Annotated in this window: 14 protein-coding genes and 1 riboswitch; of the genes, 8 read left to right on the forward strand and 6 right to left on the reverse strand. The window is 74.7% G+C overall.

What is annotated here, in order from left to right:
* Nucleotides 1-168 precede the first annotated feature (168 nt).
* The 4 genes from pknB to thiO all read right to left on the reverse strand — a co-directional run bounded on the left by pknB (nt 169) and on the right by thiO (nt 4,530).
* Nucleotides 169-2,142 (reverse strand): Stk1 family PASTA domain-containing Ser/Thr kinase, encoded by a 1,974-nt coding sequence (gene pknB / locus R2E43_RS27810; RefSeq protein ID WP_030869390.1) that lies wholly within the window; start codon nt 2,140-2,142, stop codon nt 169-171.
* A gap of 188 nt (nt 2,143-2,330) precedes the next feature.
* Nucleotides 2,331-3,125 carry a thiazole synthase gene (locus tag R2E43_RS27815; protein WP_003976707.1) on the reverse strand — a complete coding sequence of 265 codons (795 nt, stop codon included), beginning with the start codon at nt 3,123-3,125 and terminating at the stop codon, nt 2,331-2,333.
* Nucleotides 3,126-3,127: 2 nt separating this feature from the next.
* A complete protein-coding gene (gene thiS / locus R2E43_RS27820) occupies nt 3,128-3,328 on the reverse strand; it encodes a sulfur carrier protein ThiS (RefSeq protein ID WP_003976708.1) in 201 nt (66 codons plus the stop codon).
* Entirely contained in the window at nt 3,325-4,530 is a 1,206-nt protein-coding gene (gene thiO / locus R2E43_RS27825) for a glycine oxidase ThiO (RefSeq protein WP_016326016.1), read from the reverse strand. The genes thiS and thiO overlap by 4 nt, the downstream gene beginning before the upstream one ends.
* Nucleotides 4,528-4,639, reverse strand: a riboswitch (TPP riboswitch). (Overlaps the previous gene by 3 nt.)
* Before the next feature lie 126 nt (nt 4,640-4,765).
* Here thiO and R2E43_RS27830 point away from each other — a divergent pair.
* From R2E43_RS27830 to R2E43_RS27850, 5 genes are all read left to right on the forward strand, one after another.
* Nucleotides 4,766-6,070 carry an NAD(P)/FAD-dependent oxidoreductase gene (locus R2E43_RS27830; protein WP_408649122.1) on the forward strand — a complete coding sequence of 435 codons (1,305 nt, stop codon included), beginning with the start codon at nt 4,766-4,768 and terminating at the stop codon, nt 6,068-6,070.
* 41 nt (nt 6,071-6,111) lie between these two features.
* On the forward strand, nt 6,112-6,477 hold the full coding sequence (locus R2E43_RS27835) for an Rv2175c family DNA-binding protein (RefSeq protein ID WP_003976711.1): 366 nt from the start codon (nt 6,112-6,114) through the stop codon (nt 6,475-6,477).
* 154 nt (nt 6,478-6,631) lie between these two features.
* Nucleotides 6,632-7,303: a thiamine phosphate synthase gene (gene thiE, locus R2E43_RS27840; protein ID WP_093455918.1), complete on the forward strand. Its 672-nt coding sequence runs from the start codon at nt 6,632-6,634 to the stop codon at nt 7,301-7,303.
* 138 nt (nt 7,304-7,441) lie between these two features.
* Nucleotides 7,442-8,365 (forward strand): methylenetetrahydrofolate reductase [NAD(P)H], encoded by a 924-nt coding sequence (gene metF, locus R2E43_RS27845; protein WP_011028143.1) that lies wholly within the window; start codon nt 7,442-7,444, stop codon nt 8,363-8,365.
* A gap of 56 nt (nt 8,366-8,421) precedes the next feature.
* Complete coding sequence (locus tag R2E43_RS27850; protein ID WP_332056684.1) at nt 8,422-9,429, forward strand: SCO2102 family sporulation regulator; 1,008 nt, start codon at nt 8,422-8,424, stop codon at nt 9,427-9,429.
* A gap of 21 nt (nt 9,430-9,450) precedes the next feature.
* On the opposite strand, the gene R2E43_RS27855 is transcribed toward R2E43_RS27850, so the two are convergent.
* Both R2E43_RS27855 and R2E43_RS27860 read right to left on the reverse strand, forming a co-directional pair.
* A complete protein-coding gene (locus R2E43_RS27855; protein ID WP_332056685.1) occupies nt 9,451-10,971 on the reverse strand; it encodes a phytoene desaturase family protein in 1,521 nt (506 codons plus the stop codon).
* A 484-nt stretch (nt 10,972-11,455) separates the two neighbouring features.
* The gene (locus R2E43_RS27860) at nt 11,456-12,085 is read right to left on the reverse strand and encodes a TetR/AcrR family transcriptional regulator (protein ID WP_011028140.1); all 630 of its coding nucleotides are present in this window, start codon (nt 12,083-12,085) and stop codon (nt 11,456-11,458) included.
* A 183-nt stretch (nt 12,086-12,268) separates the two neighbouring features.
* Here R2E43_RS27860 and R2E43_RS27865 point away from each other — a divergent pair, with 183 nt between their 5' ends.
* The 3 genes from R2E43_RS27865 to R2E43_RS27875 all read left to right on the forward strand — a co-directional run bounded on the left by R2E43_RS27865 (nt 12,269) and on the right by R2E43_RS27875 (nt 14,522).
* Nucleotides 12,269-12,862 carry an SAV_6107 family HEPN domain-containing protein gene (locus R2E43_RS27865; protein ID WP_030869371.1) on the forward strand — a complete coding sequence of 198 codons (594 nt, stop codon included), beginning with the start codon at nt 12,269-12,271 and terminating at the stop codon, nt 12,860-12,862.
* Nucleotides 12,863-13,010: 148 nt separating this feature from the next.
* Nucleotides 13,011-13,838, forward strand: coding sequence for a methyltransferase (locus R2E43_RS27870; protein ID WP_030869367.1), 828 nt, complete (start codon nt 13,011-13,013; stop codon nt 13,836-13,838).
* Between the two features lie 276 nt (nt 13,839-14,114).
* A complete protein-coding gene (locus tag R2E43_RS27875; protein ID WP_011028137.1) occupies nt 14,115-14,522 on the forward strand; it encodes a spore wall synthesis complex protein in 408 nt (135 codons plus the stop codon).
* The last annotated feature ends 121 nt before the right edge of the window (nt 14,523-14,643 follow it).

Here is a 14,643-nt window from a genome sequence, read left to right on the forward strand (position 1 = left end):
GACGTGTGGACGGACCCCGGACCAGGGTAGGACCGCGCTGGTGTACCGGCGCACCGGCGCTGCCGCCGTCAAGAGGCCCTGCCTCCCCGCCCGCCACCGCAGGCCCCGACCGGCCGCTTGCCGCGCGCGGCGGCCGGTCCGGCGTCCGGCGCCGGGGCCGGGGCCGGATCAGCGAATCGTGATGGTGACCGTCGACCCCTCGGGAGCCGTGTCCCCGCCGTCCACGGACTGCTTCTTCACGGTGTCGCCGAACAGCCCGAGCAGACCGCGGTCCTCGTCCACTTCGAAGCCCGCGTCCTCGAGCTTCTGCTTGGCGTCGTCCACGCTGTCCCCGACCACGTCCGGGACCTCGATCATCCGGGGCCCCTTGGACACCGTGAGCGTCACCGTGTCCCCCTCGGCGGCCCGGCCGCCCGGCTCCGGCGTCTGCCGGGCCACCCGGCCGCTGTCGTACTCCGAGTTCACCCGCTCGTCGGCGGTCTTCACCTTCAGGCCGGCCCCCTCCAGCTCGGCCCGCGCCTCGTCCAGGTCGTCGCCCGTGACGTCCGGGACGTCGACCGGGCTGCCCTTGCTGACGACCAGGGCGACCGCGGAGCCCGCGCGCACCGTGGTGCCCGACCCGGGCTTGGTGGAGATCACGAAGCCCCTGGCCACCTCGTCGCTGAACGCCCGGGTCACCATGCCCGGCTCCAGCCCCTCGTCCTCGAGCAGCGTGCGGGCCTTGTCCAGCTTGTAGCCCGTCACGTCCGGCAGCTTCACGGTGTCGGGGCCGTCGGAGACCGTGAGGGACACGGAGTCGTTCTTCCGGATGCGGTCGCCCACCCCGGGGTCGGTGCTGATGACCTTGCCGCGCTCCACGGTGTCGCTGTAGGCGTGCCGCACCTTGCCGACGTCGAGACCGGCGTCGTCCAGCCGGTCCCGGGCCTGCGCCTCGGTCTTGGACAGCAGCGGCGGCACCTTGGTGAACTGGCCGGAGTTGATGTACCAGACGCCCGTGCCGATCCCCAACACCAGCAGGACGGCCACGACGATCGTCAGCGGCCCGCGGCGCAGGCGCAGCCGCCGGGACGGGGAGGGGGCCGGCGGGGGAGCGGCCAGCCGGCTGGTGCGGTTGACCCCGTCCGCGCCGAACCCGCCGTCCGAGGCGAAGCGGCCGTCCGGGCCGGCGGACCCGTCGTCCTCGTTGACGGGCAGCGGCCGGGGCATCGTCAGCGCGCGCGGGATCACGCTCGTGCGGTCCTCGGCGTTGTCGTGCTCCGCGGCGAGCGCCTGCGGCGGCACCGCGTCCAGCTGGGCCGCGCTCAGCGACTCACGCGCCTCGCGGGCCCGCGCGAGCAGCGCCACGGCGTCGTGCGGCCGGATCTCCGGGTTCCGCGCGGTCGCCGCGGCCACCAGCTCGTCCAGCTCGTACGCCAGCTCCGGCACGGCGGCCGAGGGCGGCGGCACGTCCTCGTGGAGGTGCTTGTAGAGCACCGCCGCGGGGGAGTCCCCGTCGTGCGGCTTGGCGCCGGTCAGCATCTCGTACAGCACGACACCGCACGCGTACACGTCGACCCTGGGGTCGGCGGTGCCGTGCTCGATCTGCTCGGGCGCCAGGTAGGAGACGGTGCCGAGGACGGCGCCGGTGGTGCTGGTCACGGTGTCCACGGCCCGGACCAGGCCGAAGTCGGCGACCTTGACCCGGCCGTCGTCACCTATCAGCACGTTCTCCGGCTTCATGTCCCGGTGCACGAACCCCGCCCGGTGCGCGGCGCCGAGCGCGGCGAGGACCGGCTCCAGGATGTCCAGCGCCGCCCGCGGCCTGAGCGCCCCGCGCTCGCGCAGCACGTCCCGCAGGGTGCAGCCCGCGATGTACTCCATCGCCAGGTAGACGTACGCCCCCTCGGCCCCCTGGTCGAAGACCTGGACGACATTGGGGTGGTCGAGCCGGGCCACCGACTTGGCCTCGCGGATGAACCGCTCGACGAAGGTGGCGTCGGTCGCGAGCGTCGGGTGCATCACCTTCAGCGCGAGCACGCGGTCCAGGCGGGTGTCCACGGCCCGGTAGACCGTGGCCATCCCGCCGACCGCGATCCGCGCCTCGACGCGGTACCGGCCGTCGAGCACCTGCCCGACGAGAGGGTCCTGAAGGGTCGTGTCCACGCAGGTGAGTGTACGAGCCGCCACCGACACCCCGCGCCGCCGAGCGGAATGGGACCGGTACTGCAGCGCACCTGTGACGTACGCAACGCACCCAGCTGCGGGCAGTCGTGTCGCTGGGGCGGCACGGGTGGGCGCAGCGGCACCCCGCAACGCCGGGTCGCGCACTCCCCAGCCCCAGCACCGGTCCGCTAGAAGGCAGGCCGCTCCGGGTCCAGCACCGCCAGGCCCTCCGCAGGAGACGACGCCTCGGCGAAATGCCGCCGCGGAATCCGCCCGGCCCGCCGAGCCAACCGCCCCGCCTCCACCCCCGCCCGCATCGCCGCAGCCATCAGCACCGGCTCCTGCGCCCGCGTCACCGCCGAGGCCAGCATCACACCCGCGCACCCCAGCTCCATCGCCAGCGCCACGTCCGACGCCGTACCGGCCCCGGCGTCCAGGATCACCGGTACGCGCGCGTGCTCCACGATCAGCTGGAAGTTGTGCGGGTTGCGGATCCCGAGGCCTGACCCGATCGGCGAGCCCAGCGGCATGATCGCCGCGCACCCGGCGTCCTCCAGCTTCCGCGCGAGCACCGGGTCGTCGTTGGTGTACGGCAGCACGGTGAACCCGTCGTCCACCAGCGTCTCCGCCGCGTCCAGCAGCTCGACCGGGTCCGGCAGCAGGGTGCGCTCGTCCGCGATGACCTCCAGCTTGACCAGGTCCGTGCCGAGCGCCTCGCGCGCGAGGCGGGCCGTGAGCACCGCCTCCCCGGCGGTGAAGCAGCCGGCCGTGTTCGGCAGCACCCGGATGCCGAGCCGCTCCAGCACGGACAGCACGGAGCCGTGCACCGAGGCGTTCACCCGCCGCATCGCGACGGTCGTCAGCTCCGTCCCGGAGGCCACCAGCGCGCGCTCCAGCACGTCCAGGCTGGGCGCCCCGCCCGTACCCATGATCAGGCGGGACGCGTACGTCGTACCGCCGAGGACGAAGGGATCGTCGGCCATGGTCAGCCTCCTTGGACGGCGGTGAGGATCTCGACACGGTCACCGTCGGCCAGGGCGGTGGCGGACCACCGCGCGCGCGGGACGACGGTCTCGTTCAGGGCGGCGGCCACTCCGGACGGGGCCGCGGTGAGCGTGCCCACCAGCGCGTCCAGGGCGGTGCCGGGAGCCACCTCGCGCGGCTCGCCGTTGACGGAGATGTTCATGCGGGCTGCTCCGAGCGTGCGGGGACGGCGCTGAAGCGCCTCGGGCCGAAGGGGCGGGCCACGTCCGGCAGCTCCCCGCCGGTCAGGGCCTCCGCCATGACGTCGCCGGTGACGGGGGTGAGCAGGACGCCGTTGCGGTAGTGACCGGTGGCCAGCAGCAGGCCGTCCAGAGCGGTCGGGCCGAGCAGCGGGGCGTTGTCCGGGGAGCCGGGACGCAGACCCGCGCGGGTCTCCGTCAGAGGCAGCTCCGTGATGCCGGGCACCAGCTCGTGGGCGTCGCGCAGCAGTTCGTAGACGCCGCCCGCGGTGACCGTCGTGTCCCAGCCCAGCTCCTCGCTGGTGGCGCCGACGACCAGCTCGCCGCTCTCCCGGGGCACCAGGTAGACGTGGTTGCCGCGCACCACGGCGCGCACGGTCCGGTTCAGCAGCGGCCCCGGCGTCCGCGGCATGGTCAGCCGCAGTACCTGCCCCTTCACCGGCCGCACGGGCGGCAGCACGGCCTCCGGCACGCCCCCGAGCCGCCCGCTCAGGCTGCCCCCGGCCAGCACCACCTGCCCGGCCTCCAGGGCGGTGCCGTCGGCGCCGACGACGCCCGTGGCCCGGTCCCCGCGCCCGACGGTGAGCCGCTCGGCCCACACGCGGTGGAAGACCACACCCGCGTGTTCGCAGGCGGCGACCAGCGCGCGGGCGAGGCGGCGGGGGTCGATCTGGTGGTCGCCGTCCACCCGGAGCCCCCCGCGCACGCCCGGCGCGAGCATCGGCTCCAGGCGTCGGCACTCGCGCCCCGACAGCCACTCGGACTCCAGGCCGGAGCGCTGCTGGAGCGCGTGCAGTTCGCGCAGGTGGGCGCGGTCGTCGGCGTCCAGCGCGACGGCGAGTGTGCCGCACCGCCGGTAACCGAGGTCGTGGCCGGTCAGCTCGGTCAGCTCGGCCGCGAACTCCGGGTAGCGGCGGGCCGAGGCGAGGTTCAGCGCGAGCAGCGTCTCCTCGCCGTAGTGCAGCTCCGTGACGGCGGCCAGCATCCCGGCCGCCACCTGGGCCGCCCCGCCGCCCGGCTCGGGGTCCACGAGGGCGGTGACCAGCCCGCGCCGCGCGGCCCGCCAGGCGGTGACGAGCCCGATGATCCCGCCGCCGACGACGAGAACGTCGGGCGTACGGGACGTACGAGGTGTGTGCGGAGGCGTGTGTGATGGAGACGACATGGGCGTCCAGCCCCTCCCTTCGCCGGCATGACCCGGATCAGGTTCGTACGGTCGGAGGCCGCCAGCCTCCCTCTCAGCCCGGTGCGTCCGGGCTCCCGCGAGTGCCTTGCTCCGGCCACCCTAGCCCGCCGGGCGGCGCCCCTGTAAGGGAGCCTCCCGGGGCCGGGGGCGTCGCCGGGCAGCCCGCGGGGTGCGGGCACCGACCGGCGAAACGCCGGGTGTCTATGGTGATCGGGTGAGCGAGCAGACGCGGGAACGAGAACAGCGGGACCGACGCGAACGGGGACGGCGGCCGGCGGCGGACGCGGAGCGCCGTGTGGTCGTGGTGGGCGCCGGGATGGCGGGCGTGCAGACCGCGGTCGCCCTGCGGGAACAGGGCTTCACCGGCCCGGTGACCCTGATCGGTGCGGAGCCGCACCAGCCGTACGACCGCCCCCCGCTGTCCAAGGCCGTCCTGCTCGGCACCGCCGAGGGCTCCGCCTTCGACGTCGACTTCGAGGCCCTCGGCATCACCCTGCGGCTGGGCTGCGAGGCCCTGGGCGTGCGCCCCGCGGAGCACGTCCTGGACACCTCCGAGGGGCCCGTGCCCTACGACGTCCTCGTTCTGGCGACCGGCGCCGAACCGGTGCGGCTCCCCGGCGCGGAGGGCGTGCCCGGCGTGCACCTGCTGCGCACCCTGGACGACGCGGAACGGTTGCGGCCGGTACTCGCCCGGCAGCACGACGTCGTGGTCGTCGGCGCGGGCTGGATCGGCGCCGAGTTCGCCACCGCCGCGCGCGAGGCGGGCTGCGCGGTGACCGTGGTGGAGGCCGCCGACCGGCCGCTGGCCGACGCGCTGCCCGCCGAGGTCGCCGCGCCGATGACCGCCTGGTACGCCGACGCCGGCGCCGAACTGCGCACCCGCGCACGTGTGGAGCGCGTCGAGTCCGGCGGCCCCGGTGAGTCCGGCCGGGTCGTCCTCGACGACGGCACCCGGCTGGCCGCGGGCGCGGTCGTCGTCGGCATCGGCGCCCGCCCGGCCACCGGCTGGCTGGCCGGGTCCGGCATCGCCCTCGGCGCGCACGGCGAGGTGCTGGCCGACGACCTCCTGCGCACGTCCGCGCCGGACGTCCACGCGGTCGGCGACTGCGCCTCCTTCCCCTCTGCCCGCTACGGCGAGCGGCTGCTGGTGCACCACTGGGACAACGCCCTCCAGGGCCCGCGCACGGTCGCCGCCGACATCGTCGGCGCCCCGGGCGGCGAGACCCCGGCGGCCTACGACCCGGTGCCCTACTTCTGGTCCGAGCAGTTCGGCCGCTTCGTCCAGTACGCCGGTCACCACACCGCCGCCGACACCACCCTGTGGCGCGGCGAGCCCGCGAGCCCGGCGTGGACAGTCTGCTGGCTGCGCGAGGGCCGCCTGGTCGCCCTGCTCGCGGTGGGCCGCCCCCGCGACCTGGCGCAGGGCAGGCGCCTGATCCAGGCGGGCACGCCGATGGACCCGGACCTGCTGGCCGACCCGGCGAAGCCGTTGAAGGCGGCGACGGCGGCCACGGCGTAGCCAGGTTTCCGACTGTCAGTGCCAGGTGGCAGGCTGGAGGCGTGACCGAGATTGACGCAAAGACCGATGCTCTCGTGCCCGCCTGGCTCACCGTTCCCGACATCGCCGAGATGCTCGGCGTCGAGGTGACCCGGGTACGCCAGCTGATCAAGGAGGGCCAGCTCATCGCCGTACGCCGCGGTGAGAACCGCGCGCTGCACATCCCCGCGGCCTTCATCGACGAGGACAAGGTCGTCAAGGGCCTGGTCGGGACCCTGACGCTGCTGCGGGACGACGGCTTCACGGACGAGGAGATGCTGGAGTGGCTCTTCACGCCCGACCCGAGCCTGCCCGGCACCCCCGCCCAGGCACTGAGTGAGAACCGCGGTACGGAGGTGAAGCGCCGCGCCCAGGCGCTCGCCGTCTGACCCGCACCGCCGATCCGCCACACCGCCCGGCGTGCGGCCACGCACGCCGGGCGCCGTGCCAGTACGCCACCATGGCGGGGTCCGTCGTGGGCCCACGCCACCACCGCGGGGTCCGTCCTGGGCCCACGCCACCGAACGACCGGGGGACACCCGCATGCCCGACACCGCCCCGACCGCCGCCCGCGCCCGGCTCGCCGACGCCCGGCTCTACCTGTGCACGGACGCCCGCCGGAGCCAGGGCGACCTGCCCGAGTTCCTGGACGCCGTGCTCGCCGGCGGCGTCGACATCGTGCAGCTGCGGGACAAGGGAATGGAGGCGGCGGAGGAACTGGAGCACCTGGCGGTCTTCGCCGACGCCTGCGCCCGCCACGGAAAGCTCCTCGCGGTCAACGACCGCGCGGACGTCGCGCACGCGGCCCGCGCCGACGTGCTCCACCTCGGCCAGGGCGACCTGCCGGTGCCCGCCGCCCGCGCGATCCTCGGCGACGACGTGCTGATCGGCCGCTCCACGCACGCCGAGTCCGAGGCCGCCGCGGCCGCGGCCCAGGAGGGTGTGGACTACTTCTGCACCGGCCCGTGCTGGCCGACCCCCACCAAGCCCGGCCGCCACGCACCCGGCCTCGACCTGGTCCGCCGCACGGCGGCGCTGGATACCGACCGCCCCTGGTTCGCGATCGGCGGCATCGACCTCGGCAACCTGGACGAGGTGCTGGAGGCGGGCGCCCGGCGCGTGGTCGTCGTGCGCGCGATCACCGCCGCCGAGGACCCGGGCGCGGCGGCGGCCGAGTTCGCCCGGCGGCTGCGGCAGGCTCCGGCACACGGGTAGCCGCACCTCGCCACCGACGTCGTCGCAGGCCGTCGTCTGCGGCGGGCAGGTGTCCAAAGGGTGGACAACAACTCGACAATGTGGACAAAAGTCCCGCATCCGGTTGGGTGACCGCCGCACCCTGGCTAACCTGCCCATATGGCCCTCGGAACCGCAAGCACGAGGACGGATCGCGCCCGCACGGTGCGTGACATCCTCGCCACCGGCAAGACGACGTACTCGTTCGAGTTCTCGGCGCCGAAGACGCCCAAGGGCGAGAGGAACCTCTGGAGCGCGCTGCGGCGGGTCGAGGCCGTGGCCCCGGACTTCGTCTCCGTGACCTACGGCGCCGGCGGCTCCACGCGCGCCGGCACGGTCCGCGAGACCCAGCAGATCGTCGCCGACACCACGCTGACGCCGGTGGCCCACCTCACCGCCGTCGACCACTCCGTCGCCGAGCTGCGCAACATCATCGGCCAGTACGCCGACGCCGGGATCCGCAACATGCTGGCCGTGCGCGGCGACCCGCCCGGCGACCCGAACGCCGACTGGATCGCGCACCCCGAGGGCCTGACCTACGCGGCCGAACTGGTCAGGCTCATCAAGGAGTCGGGCGACTTCTGCGTCGGCGTCGCGGCCTTCCCCGAGATGCACCCGCGCTCCGCCGACTGGGACACGGACGTCACGAACTTCGTCGACAAGTGCCGGGCCGGCGCCGACTACGCCATCACCCAGATGTTCTTCCAGCCCGACTCCTACCTCCGGCTGCGCGACCGGGTCGCCGCGGCCGGCTGCGCGACCCCGGTCATTCCCGAGGTCATGCCGGTGACCAGTGTGAAGATGCTGGAGAGGTTGCCGAAGCTCAGCAACGCCTCGTTCCCGGCGGAGCTGAAAGAGCGGATCCTCACAGCCAAGGACGATCCGGCGGCTGTACGCTCGATCGGCATCGAGTTCGCCACGGAGTTCTGCGCGCGGCTGCTGGCCGAGGGTGTGCCAGGACTGCACTTCATCACGCTCAACAACTCCACGGCGACGCTGGAAATCTACGAGAACCTGGGCCTGCACCACCCACCGCGGGCCTAGACCGGCCGCACGTATTTGCGACACACTGCGTAACGGCCACTGGGAGAGGGGCGTACATGGGCTGGACGGTCCTCTACATCGCGTTCGGCGTCGTCGCGCTGTGGCTGCTCGGCGAGGTGCTGCTGCAGTACAAGGCGCGGCTGCGCTGGCGGCTGCTGGCCTTCGCCGGCTTCGTCGGCGTCGTGGCCGGTGTGCTGATGTCGAACGTGCTCGTCATCGGCGTCGGTGCCGCCGCCTTCGCGGTCGGCCAGACCTACGTCACCCTGTCGTTCCGCCGCGGCTTCGAGGCCGGCTGGGCGGTCAACGCCCCGGCGAGCCTCGTCGGCAAGCGCGGGCGTCCCGAACGGGGCCGCCGGGAACCGACGTTGGAGGTCTCCGGGCTCGAACCCGCCGAGGGCGGCCAGGACCACCACGACGGCTACGACGAGCCCGCCCCGGGCCACGCCCCGGGCCACGCCCCGGGCCAGGACGGCACCGGCTCGTACGGGCACGACGACTACGACCGCGACGACGTCTTCACCCCGGCCCGGCCCACCGCCGACCCCTCGGCCGCGGAGACCACCGCCGTCTACGAACCGCAGCCCATGCCGGACGACACCAACTCGTACGGCGTCTACACCGACCCCGGTTACGGCACCGGCCAGCAGCAGGCGGCCGCCGCGCCGGGCGCCGACCAGGCGTACGCCTACGACTACTCCGGCTACGGCCAGCAGCAGGAGTACGGCTACGACACCGGCGCCCAGCAGCAGTACGCCGCCTACTCCGACCCGTACATCGGCACCCACACCTACGGCGGCGGGACGTACGACACCGGCGGCTACGACACGACCGGTGAGCAGAACTACGGCCAGCAGGGCTACGGGCAGGACCAGTACGCCCCCGGCGCCCCCGGCGCGCCCGGCGGCTACGGCGGCGAGACCCCGGCCGGCGGAGTGTGGGTGCCGCAGCAGCGCAGCACCGACGACCCCTACGGCGGCGAACTCCCTCCCGAGCAGCAGCCCTACCCCTACCAGGGCGACGGCCAGACGCAGGGCCAGGGCTACGACGAGCAGTACCGCTTCTGAGGAAGAGGAAGCCGGAGCCGCTCACTGGGAGCCGCGGAACTCCGGCCCCTCCACCACGAGTCCGGCGACCAGCGCGCCCGACATGCCCGCGTGCGGCAGCCCCCCGCCGGGGTGGGACCAGCCGCCGACGGTGAACAGGCCGTCCGTGCGCGTGCCGTTCGCCGGGTGCAGCAGCCGTCCGTCGGCGCCCGCCAGCGACGGCACCGGAATCGCCCCGTCCGCCGTACCGGTGTCCGCCGCGACCTCGGCCGGGGTGCGCACCTCGTGCCACAGGAGACGGTCGCGCAGACCGGGCACGGCCCGCTCGGCGACCTCCATCAACTGCCCGGCCCAGTGGGCGAACACCTCGGTCGTGGCCCGGTCGGAGGCACCGTCCAGGGCGGGCACCGCAGCGCTGAGCGTCACCGCCTCGTGGTCCGCGTCGGGGACCAGCGCAGGATCGTCGGGCCGCAGTACGGTGACGGTCGGCCGCGCGGCCATCCCGGGAGCGGCGCCGAACAGGCGGTCCAACTCCGTCTCGCGGTCCGCCGCGTGCACCACCGTCCGGTGCGCGGTGCCCGCCGGGCGGCTGCCGCGCAGGGCCAGCAGCACCGTCAGCCGGCTCGCCCCACCGCGCTGCGGCGGCACCTCGCCCCCGCCGCGCACCGGCGCCCCACCGCACAGGCGGTCCAGCACGCCCGGCGCCACGCCGGAGACGACGAACTCGGCCTCCGCCACGGCCCCTTCGGCCAGCTCCACGCCCGCCACCCGGCCGTCCTTCTCGACGATCCCGGTGACCTCGGCCCCGAAGCGGAACTCGACCCGGCGGGCCAGACACCGCTCGTACACCGCCCGCGCCAGCTCCCGCAGACCGCCGCCGCGCACGTACCAGACTCCGAACGCGTACTCCATGTACGGCAGGACCGCGGCGTTCGCCGGGGCGGTGCGGGGATCCAGGCCGTGGGCGAGCGCGTGGCTCTCCAGCAGGGCGGCGAGCCGGGCGTCACGCAGCTCCCACGCGCCGACCTCGGCGAGCGTGCCGGCCCGGCGGGTGCGCAGCAGCCGCTTGTGCGGGACCGCCGGATAGGGCTCGCGCTCGGCCAGCACCCGCCAGTTGGGCCACAGCGGCTCCTCCAGGAGGGGACGGCGCGTGCGGTCCCAGGTCTCCCGGGCCCGCACCAGGAAGTCGCCCCAGCGCCGCCCGGCGCCCGCACCGAGCACCGCGTCCAGGGCGGCGACGACACCCGCCCGCGAGGCGTTCGGCAGCGCGACCTCCGTGCCGTCCGCGAACACGTGCCGGGACGACGGGTCGACCTGGACCAGCTCGACGCGGGACTCCAGCGGCTCCTTGCCGGTCTTCACGAACAGATCGCGCCAGACCGCGGGCAGCGGGAGCAGGCCGGGGCCGGTGTCGAAGCGGAACCCGTCCCGCTCGACACGGCCCAGTGCTCCGCCGTAGGTCCCCGCCCGCTCGTACACCACCACCCGGTGGCCCGCGACGGCCAGCCGGGCGGCCGCCGCCATCGCGCCCATCCCGGCGCCGATCACCGCAATCCGTGCCATGCCAGGGACTTTATCCGCCGCCACCGGCACCCCGTGCGAGGGCTGAGCACCGGAACGGACGTCCAGGTGACCGGTCGGCGGCGCCGCGCCGTGGGGCCGGGTGCGCAGGACTGAGTAGCCGTACCTAGTGCGGTAGATGAGTACGCGCGCGGATGGGCCGCGACCTGCGTGAACGAGAGAGTGGAGACACGGAGAGGGGCACGGCTCCGGTACCGGCGGCACGGGGCGCCGGAACGGAGCCGGGCCCGCGATCCGCTCCTTCCGCCGGCCGGGGCCGGCGGGAGCGAGACACGGGGGAGCCCGGAGGGACGACCGGTGACGGGAGTCCCGACGCGGGGACGTACGGGGGAGCAGGAGAAGGCGCCGGTCCGACGGCGGCCCGCGGGGGACGCGGCCACCACGGACCGGCGTTCTTCGTGCACCGCCGTTCCCCGCCCGCCGGCCGGCTCCGGCCGCTCCGCCCCGGCCGCTCCGCCTCGGCCGCTCAGCCCCGGCCGCTCACGCGTCCCTGGAGCAGCCGGGACAGCGCGGCGTGCACGTCGTCGAGCGAGCGCTCCGGCTGGAACGCCTTCCAGTCCAGCGCCGCCACCAGGACCATGCCGACCAGCGCGGCGGCGGTCAGCGGCACGTCGATGTCCTCGCTGAACTCACCGCTCGCCACGCCTTCGCGCAGGACGCCCTCCACCACCGCCACGGCCTCCTGCCGGACCACCAGCAGCGTGGACTGCCAGGCCCGGTTGGTGCGCCACAGCTCGGCGACGTACAGCTGGGTGAAGGCCGGGTAGCGGTCGATGAAGACGAGCCCCGCGCGGATCATCGCGTCCAGGGCGTCGACCCGGCCGCGGCCCTCCCGGGCGGTCCGTTCCGCGGCCTGCCGCAGGGAGGCGGTCAGGAGGCCGACACCGTGCCGCAGCAGCTCCTCGAAGAGGACGGACTTGCTGGCGAAGTTGTAGTAGACCGTGCCCTTCGCGACCCCGGCCCGCTCGGCGATCTCGTCCACGGTGGTGGCGGAGAAGCCCTGCTCGGCGATGAGGGTGACCGCCGCCTCGTAGAGCTTCTGCCGGGTGGCCTCGCGACGGCTGCCGCTCTGCGAGGCGGTGCTGCTGCTTTCCATGGTCCCGATTCTCACAGCACCCCCGCACGGCGGCGTCACCGCAGCCGGCGCACGCCCCGTACCGAACGGCCGATCGAATCGAAAGTCCAGGTCAGAACGGATTGTCAGTGCCATACCTCACGATGGGCACATACGGCACCTCCTGCCAGGACGTGCCGTCACGGAGACGACAGGAGGATCGTCATGGCCCACTCGTCCGCAGCCGCCGCCCGGCGGCACCGCGCCGCCGGCCCTGCACCCTCACTGACCGGACCGGCGAGCGACGTGCACCCCGTGCTCCGCCGGACGACCGCCCCGCCCGCCGCCCTCGACCTGCTCGCCCAGGCCCGGGCCGGGCTGGAGGAGGCCACCACCCTCGAAACGCCGAACGAGCGCTACGCGACGGCCCACCTCGCCGCCCTGCGCACCGCCGCCGCGGTGCTGGCCGCGCGCGGCCGCCCGGAGACCGGCCCACGGGCCAGGGCCCGCATCCGCAGCGCCTGGGAGGTGCTGCCCGAGATCGCGCCCGAGCTGTCCGAGTGGAGCGCGCTGTTCGCCTCCGGCGCGCCGCGCCGGGCGCGCGCCGAGGCGGGCATCCGGGGCGCGGCGGGCAGCCGGGACGCCGACGACCTGATACGCGACGTGGCGATGTTCCTGCGCCTGGTGGAGCGGATGCTGGTCCTCCAGCCGGTCCTGCCCCAGCCCCGCCCCGACACGGACCCACCGGGCCAGGGCTCCGAGCGGCCCCGCCGTTCCGACGCCGGTCACCCGGGCCGGGACCTGCCGGACGCCGGCTGAGCAGGAGACGTACGGGTGCCCGGTGCCCGCGGCGCAGGCAATAGGGTGGGAGTCGCCTGAAGCCTCCCCCTCCCCGCACCGGGCGGGGGCGGCAGCCCGTTCGCTCCGCCCGTGTCCGAGGCGGTGCCGCGCCGAGGAGTCAACTGCCGTGTCGGACCCGATGCGCCCGCCCGCCTCCCACCCCCGGCCGCACACGGCCGTCTCGCGCTCCGAGCCCTCGCGTTCCCGGGCCGCGCTGCGCACCGCCGTGGTCTGGGACGTCCTCCAGGACGCGCTGGACCGCCGGGTGAAGGCCACGGGCCGGCCGACGCTGGACGTCCTCGACACCGGCGGCGGCAGCGGCAACTTCGCGGTGCCGGTGGCCGGACTCGGCCACCGCGTCACCGTCGTGGACCCGAGTCCCAACGCCCTGTTCGCCCTGGAGCGCCGGGCCGCCGAGGCCGGGGTCGCCGACCGCGTGCGCGGCGTCCAGGGCGACGCCCGCGGCCTCTTCGACGTGGCCGAGCGCGGCGGCTACGACGCGGTGCTGTGCCACGGCGTCCTGGAGTACGTCGACGACCCCGCGGAGGGCGTCCGCAACGCGGTGGCGGCGCTGCGCGAGGACGGCGTCCTCAGCCTGCTCGCCGCGGGCCTGGGCGGGGCCGTGCTCGCGCGCGCCCTCGCCGGCCACTTCACGGAGGCCCGGCAGGCCCTGGCCGACCCGGACGGCCGCTGGGGCACGGGTGACCCGGTGCCGCGCCGGTTCACCGCCGAGCAGCTCACCGGGCTGGTCGAGGCCGCCGGGCTCCGGATCGGTGCCGTGCACGGGGTACGGGTCTTCGCCGACCTCGTTCCCGGCGTGCTGGTGGACACCGAGCCCGGTGCCATGGACGCCCTGCTGAAGCTGGAGGCCGCGGCGGCCGAACTCGCCGCGTTCCACTCCGTGGCCACCCAGCTCCATGTGCTCGGCGAGACGCGAGGGGCCGGCGAGGCCTGAGCGTCCGGTGGGGTAAGGCGCTGATCAGGGACGCGACTGCAGATGGAGTACGCCACAGGCCCCCCGAACGGGGGGCAGTCGCCGTATGATCGAGGGAGACGGCCCGGCATGACGGGTCGGCCGCTGGGGAATGGGAACTTCAGCGAGCCGGTACGGCCATGACGGAGTCCGGTTGGTCAATTGGCGCAGAGGGGCGGGTTTCACGGGGGCGATTCCCTGCCTATCCTGAAGGGACCCCCCGGGTCGCCCCGGCGACTGCACGATGAGGAGGACTCCGTGCCGCTCTCGGAGCACGAGCAGCGCATGCTCGAGCAGATGGAGCGAGCGCTGTACGCCGAAGATCCCAAGTTCGCGACAGCGCTCGAGGGAAGCGGGCTGCGTACGTACACCCGGCGACGGGTCTACCAGGCGGTCGCGGGCTTCCTTGTAGGTATTGCGCTCCTCATGGCCGGTATGGTCGCCCAGCAGGTGTGGCTCAGCGTGGTGGGCTTCCTGGTCATGCTGGGGTGCGCGGTACTCGCCGTGACCGGCTGGCGCAAGGCCCCCAAACCGGGCGAGCAGCAGCAGGCGGCCGGTGCCGGACCGCAGGCCGCGCGCCGCCAAGGACGACAGAAACGCTCGATGATGGACCGCATCGACGAGCGCTGGCAGCGCCGCAGGGACGAGCAGCAGGGCGGTCAGTAGCACCGTCCGAGCAGCCGCTCACCAGCACATGCGCGTGAGGGGGTGACCACCGTCCGGGTGGTCACCCCCTCACGCGTACCCATGAGCGCCCGTCGACGCCCCGAGACACCGGCCGGGGCGC

Origin of the sequence: Streptomyces violaceoruber, assembly GCF_033406955.1 — a bacterium.
Taxonomy (GTDB): Bacteria; Actinomycetota; Actinomycetes; order Streptomycetales; family Streptomycetaceae; genus Streptomyces; species Streptomyces violaceoruber.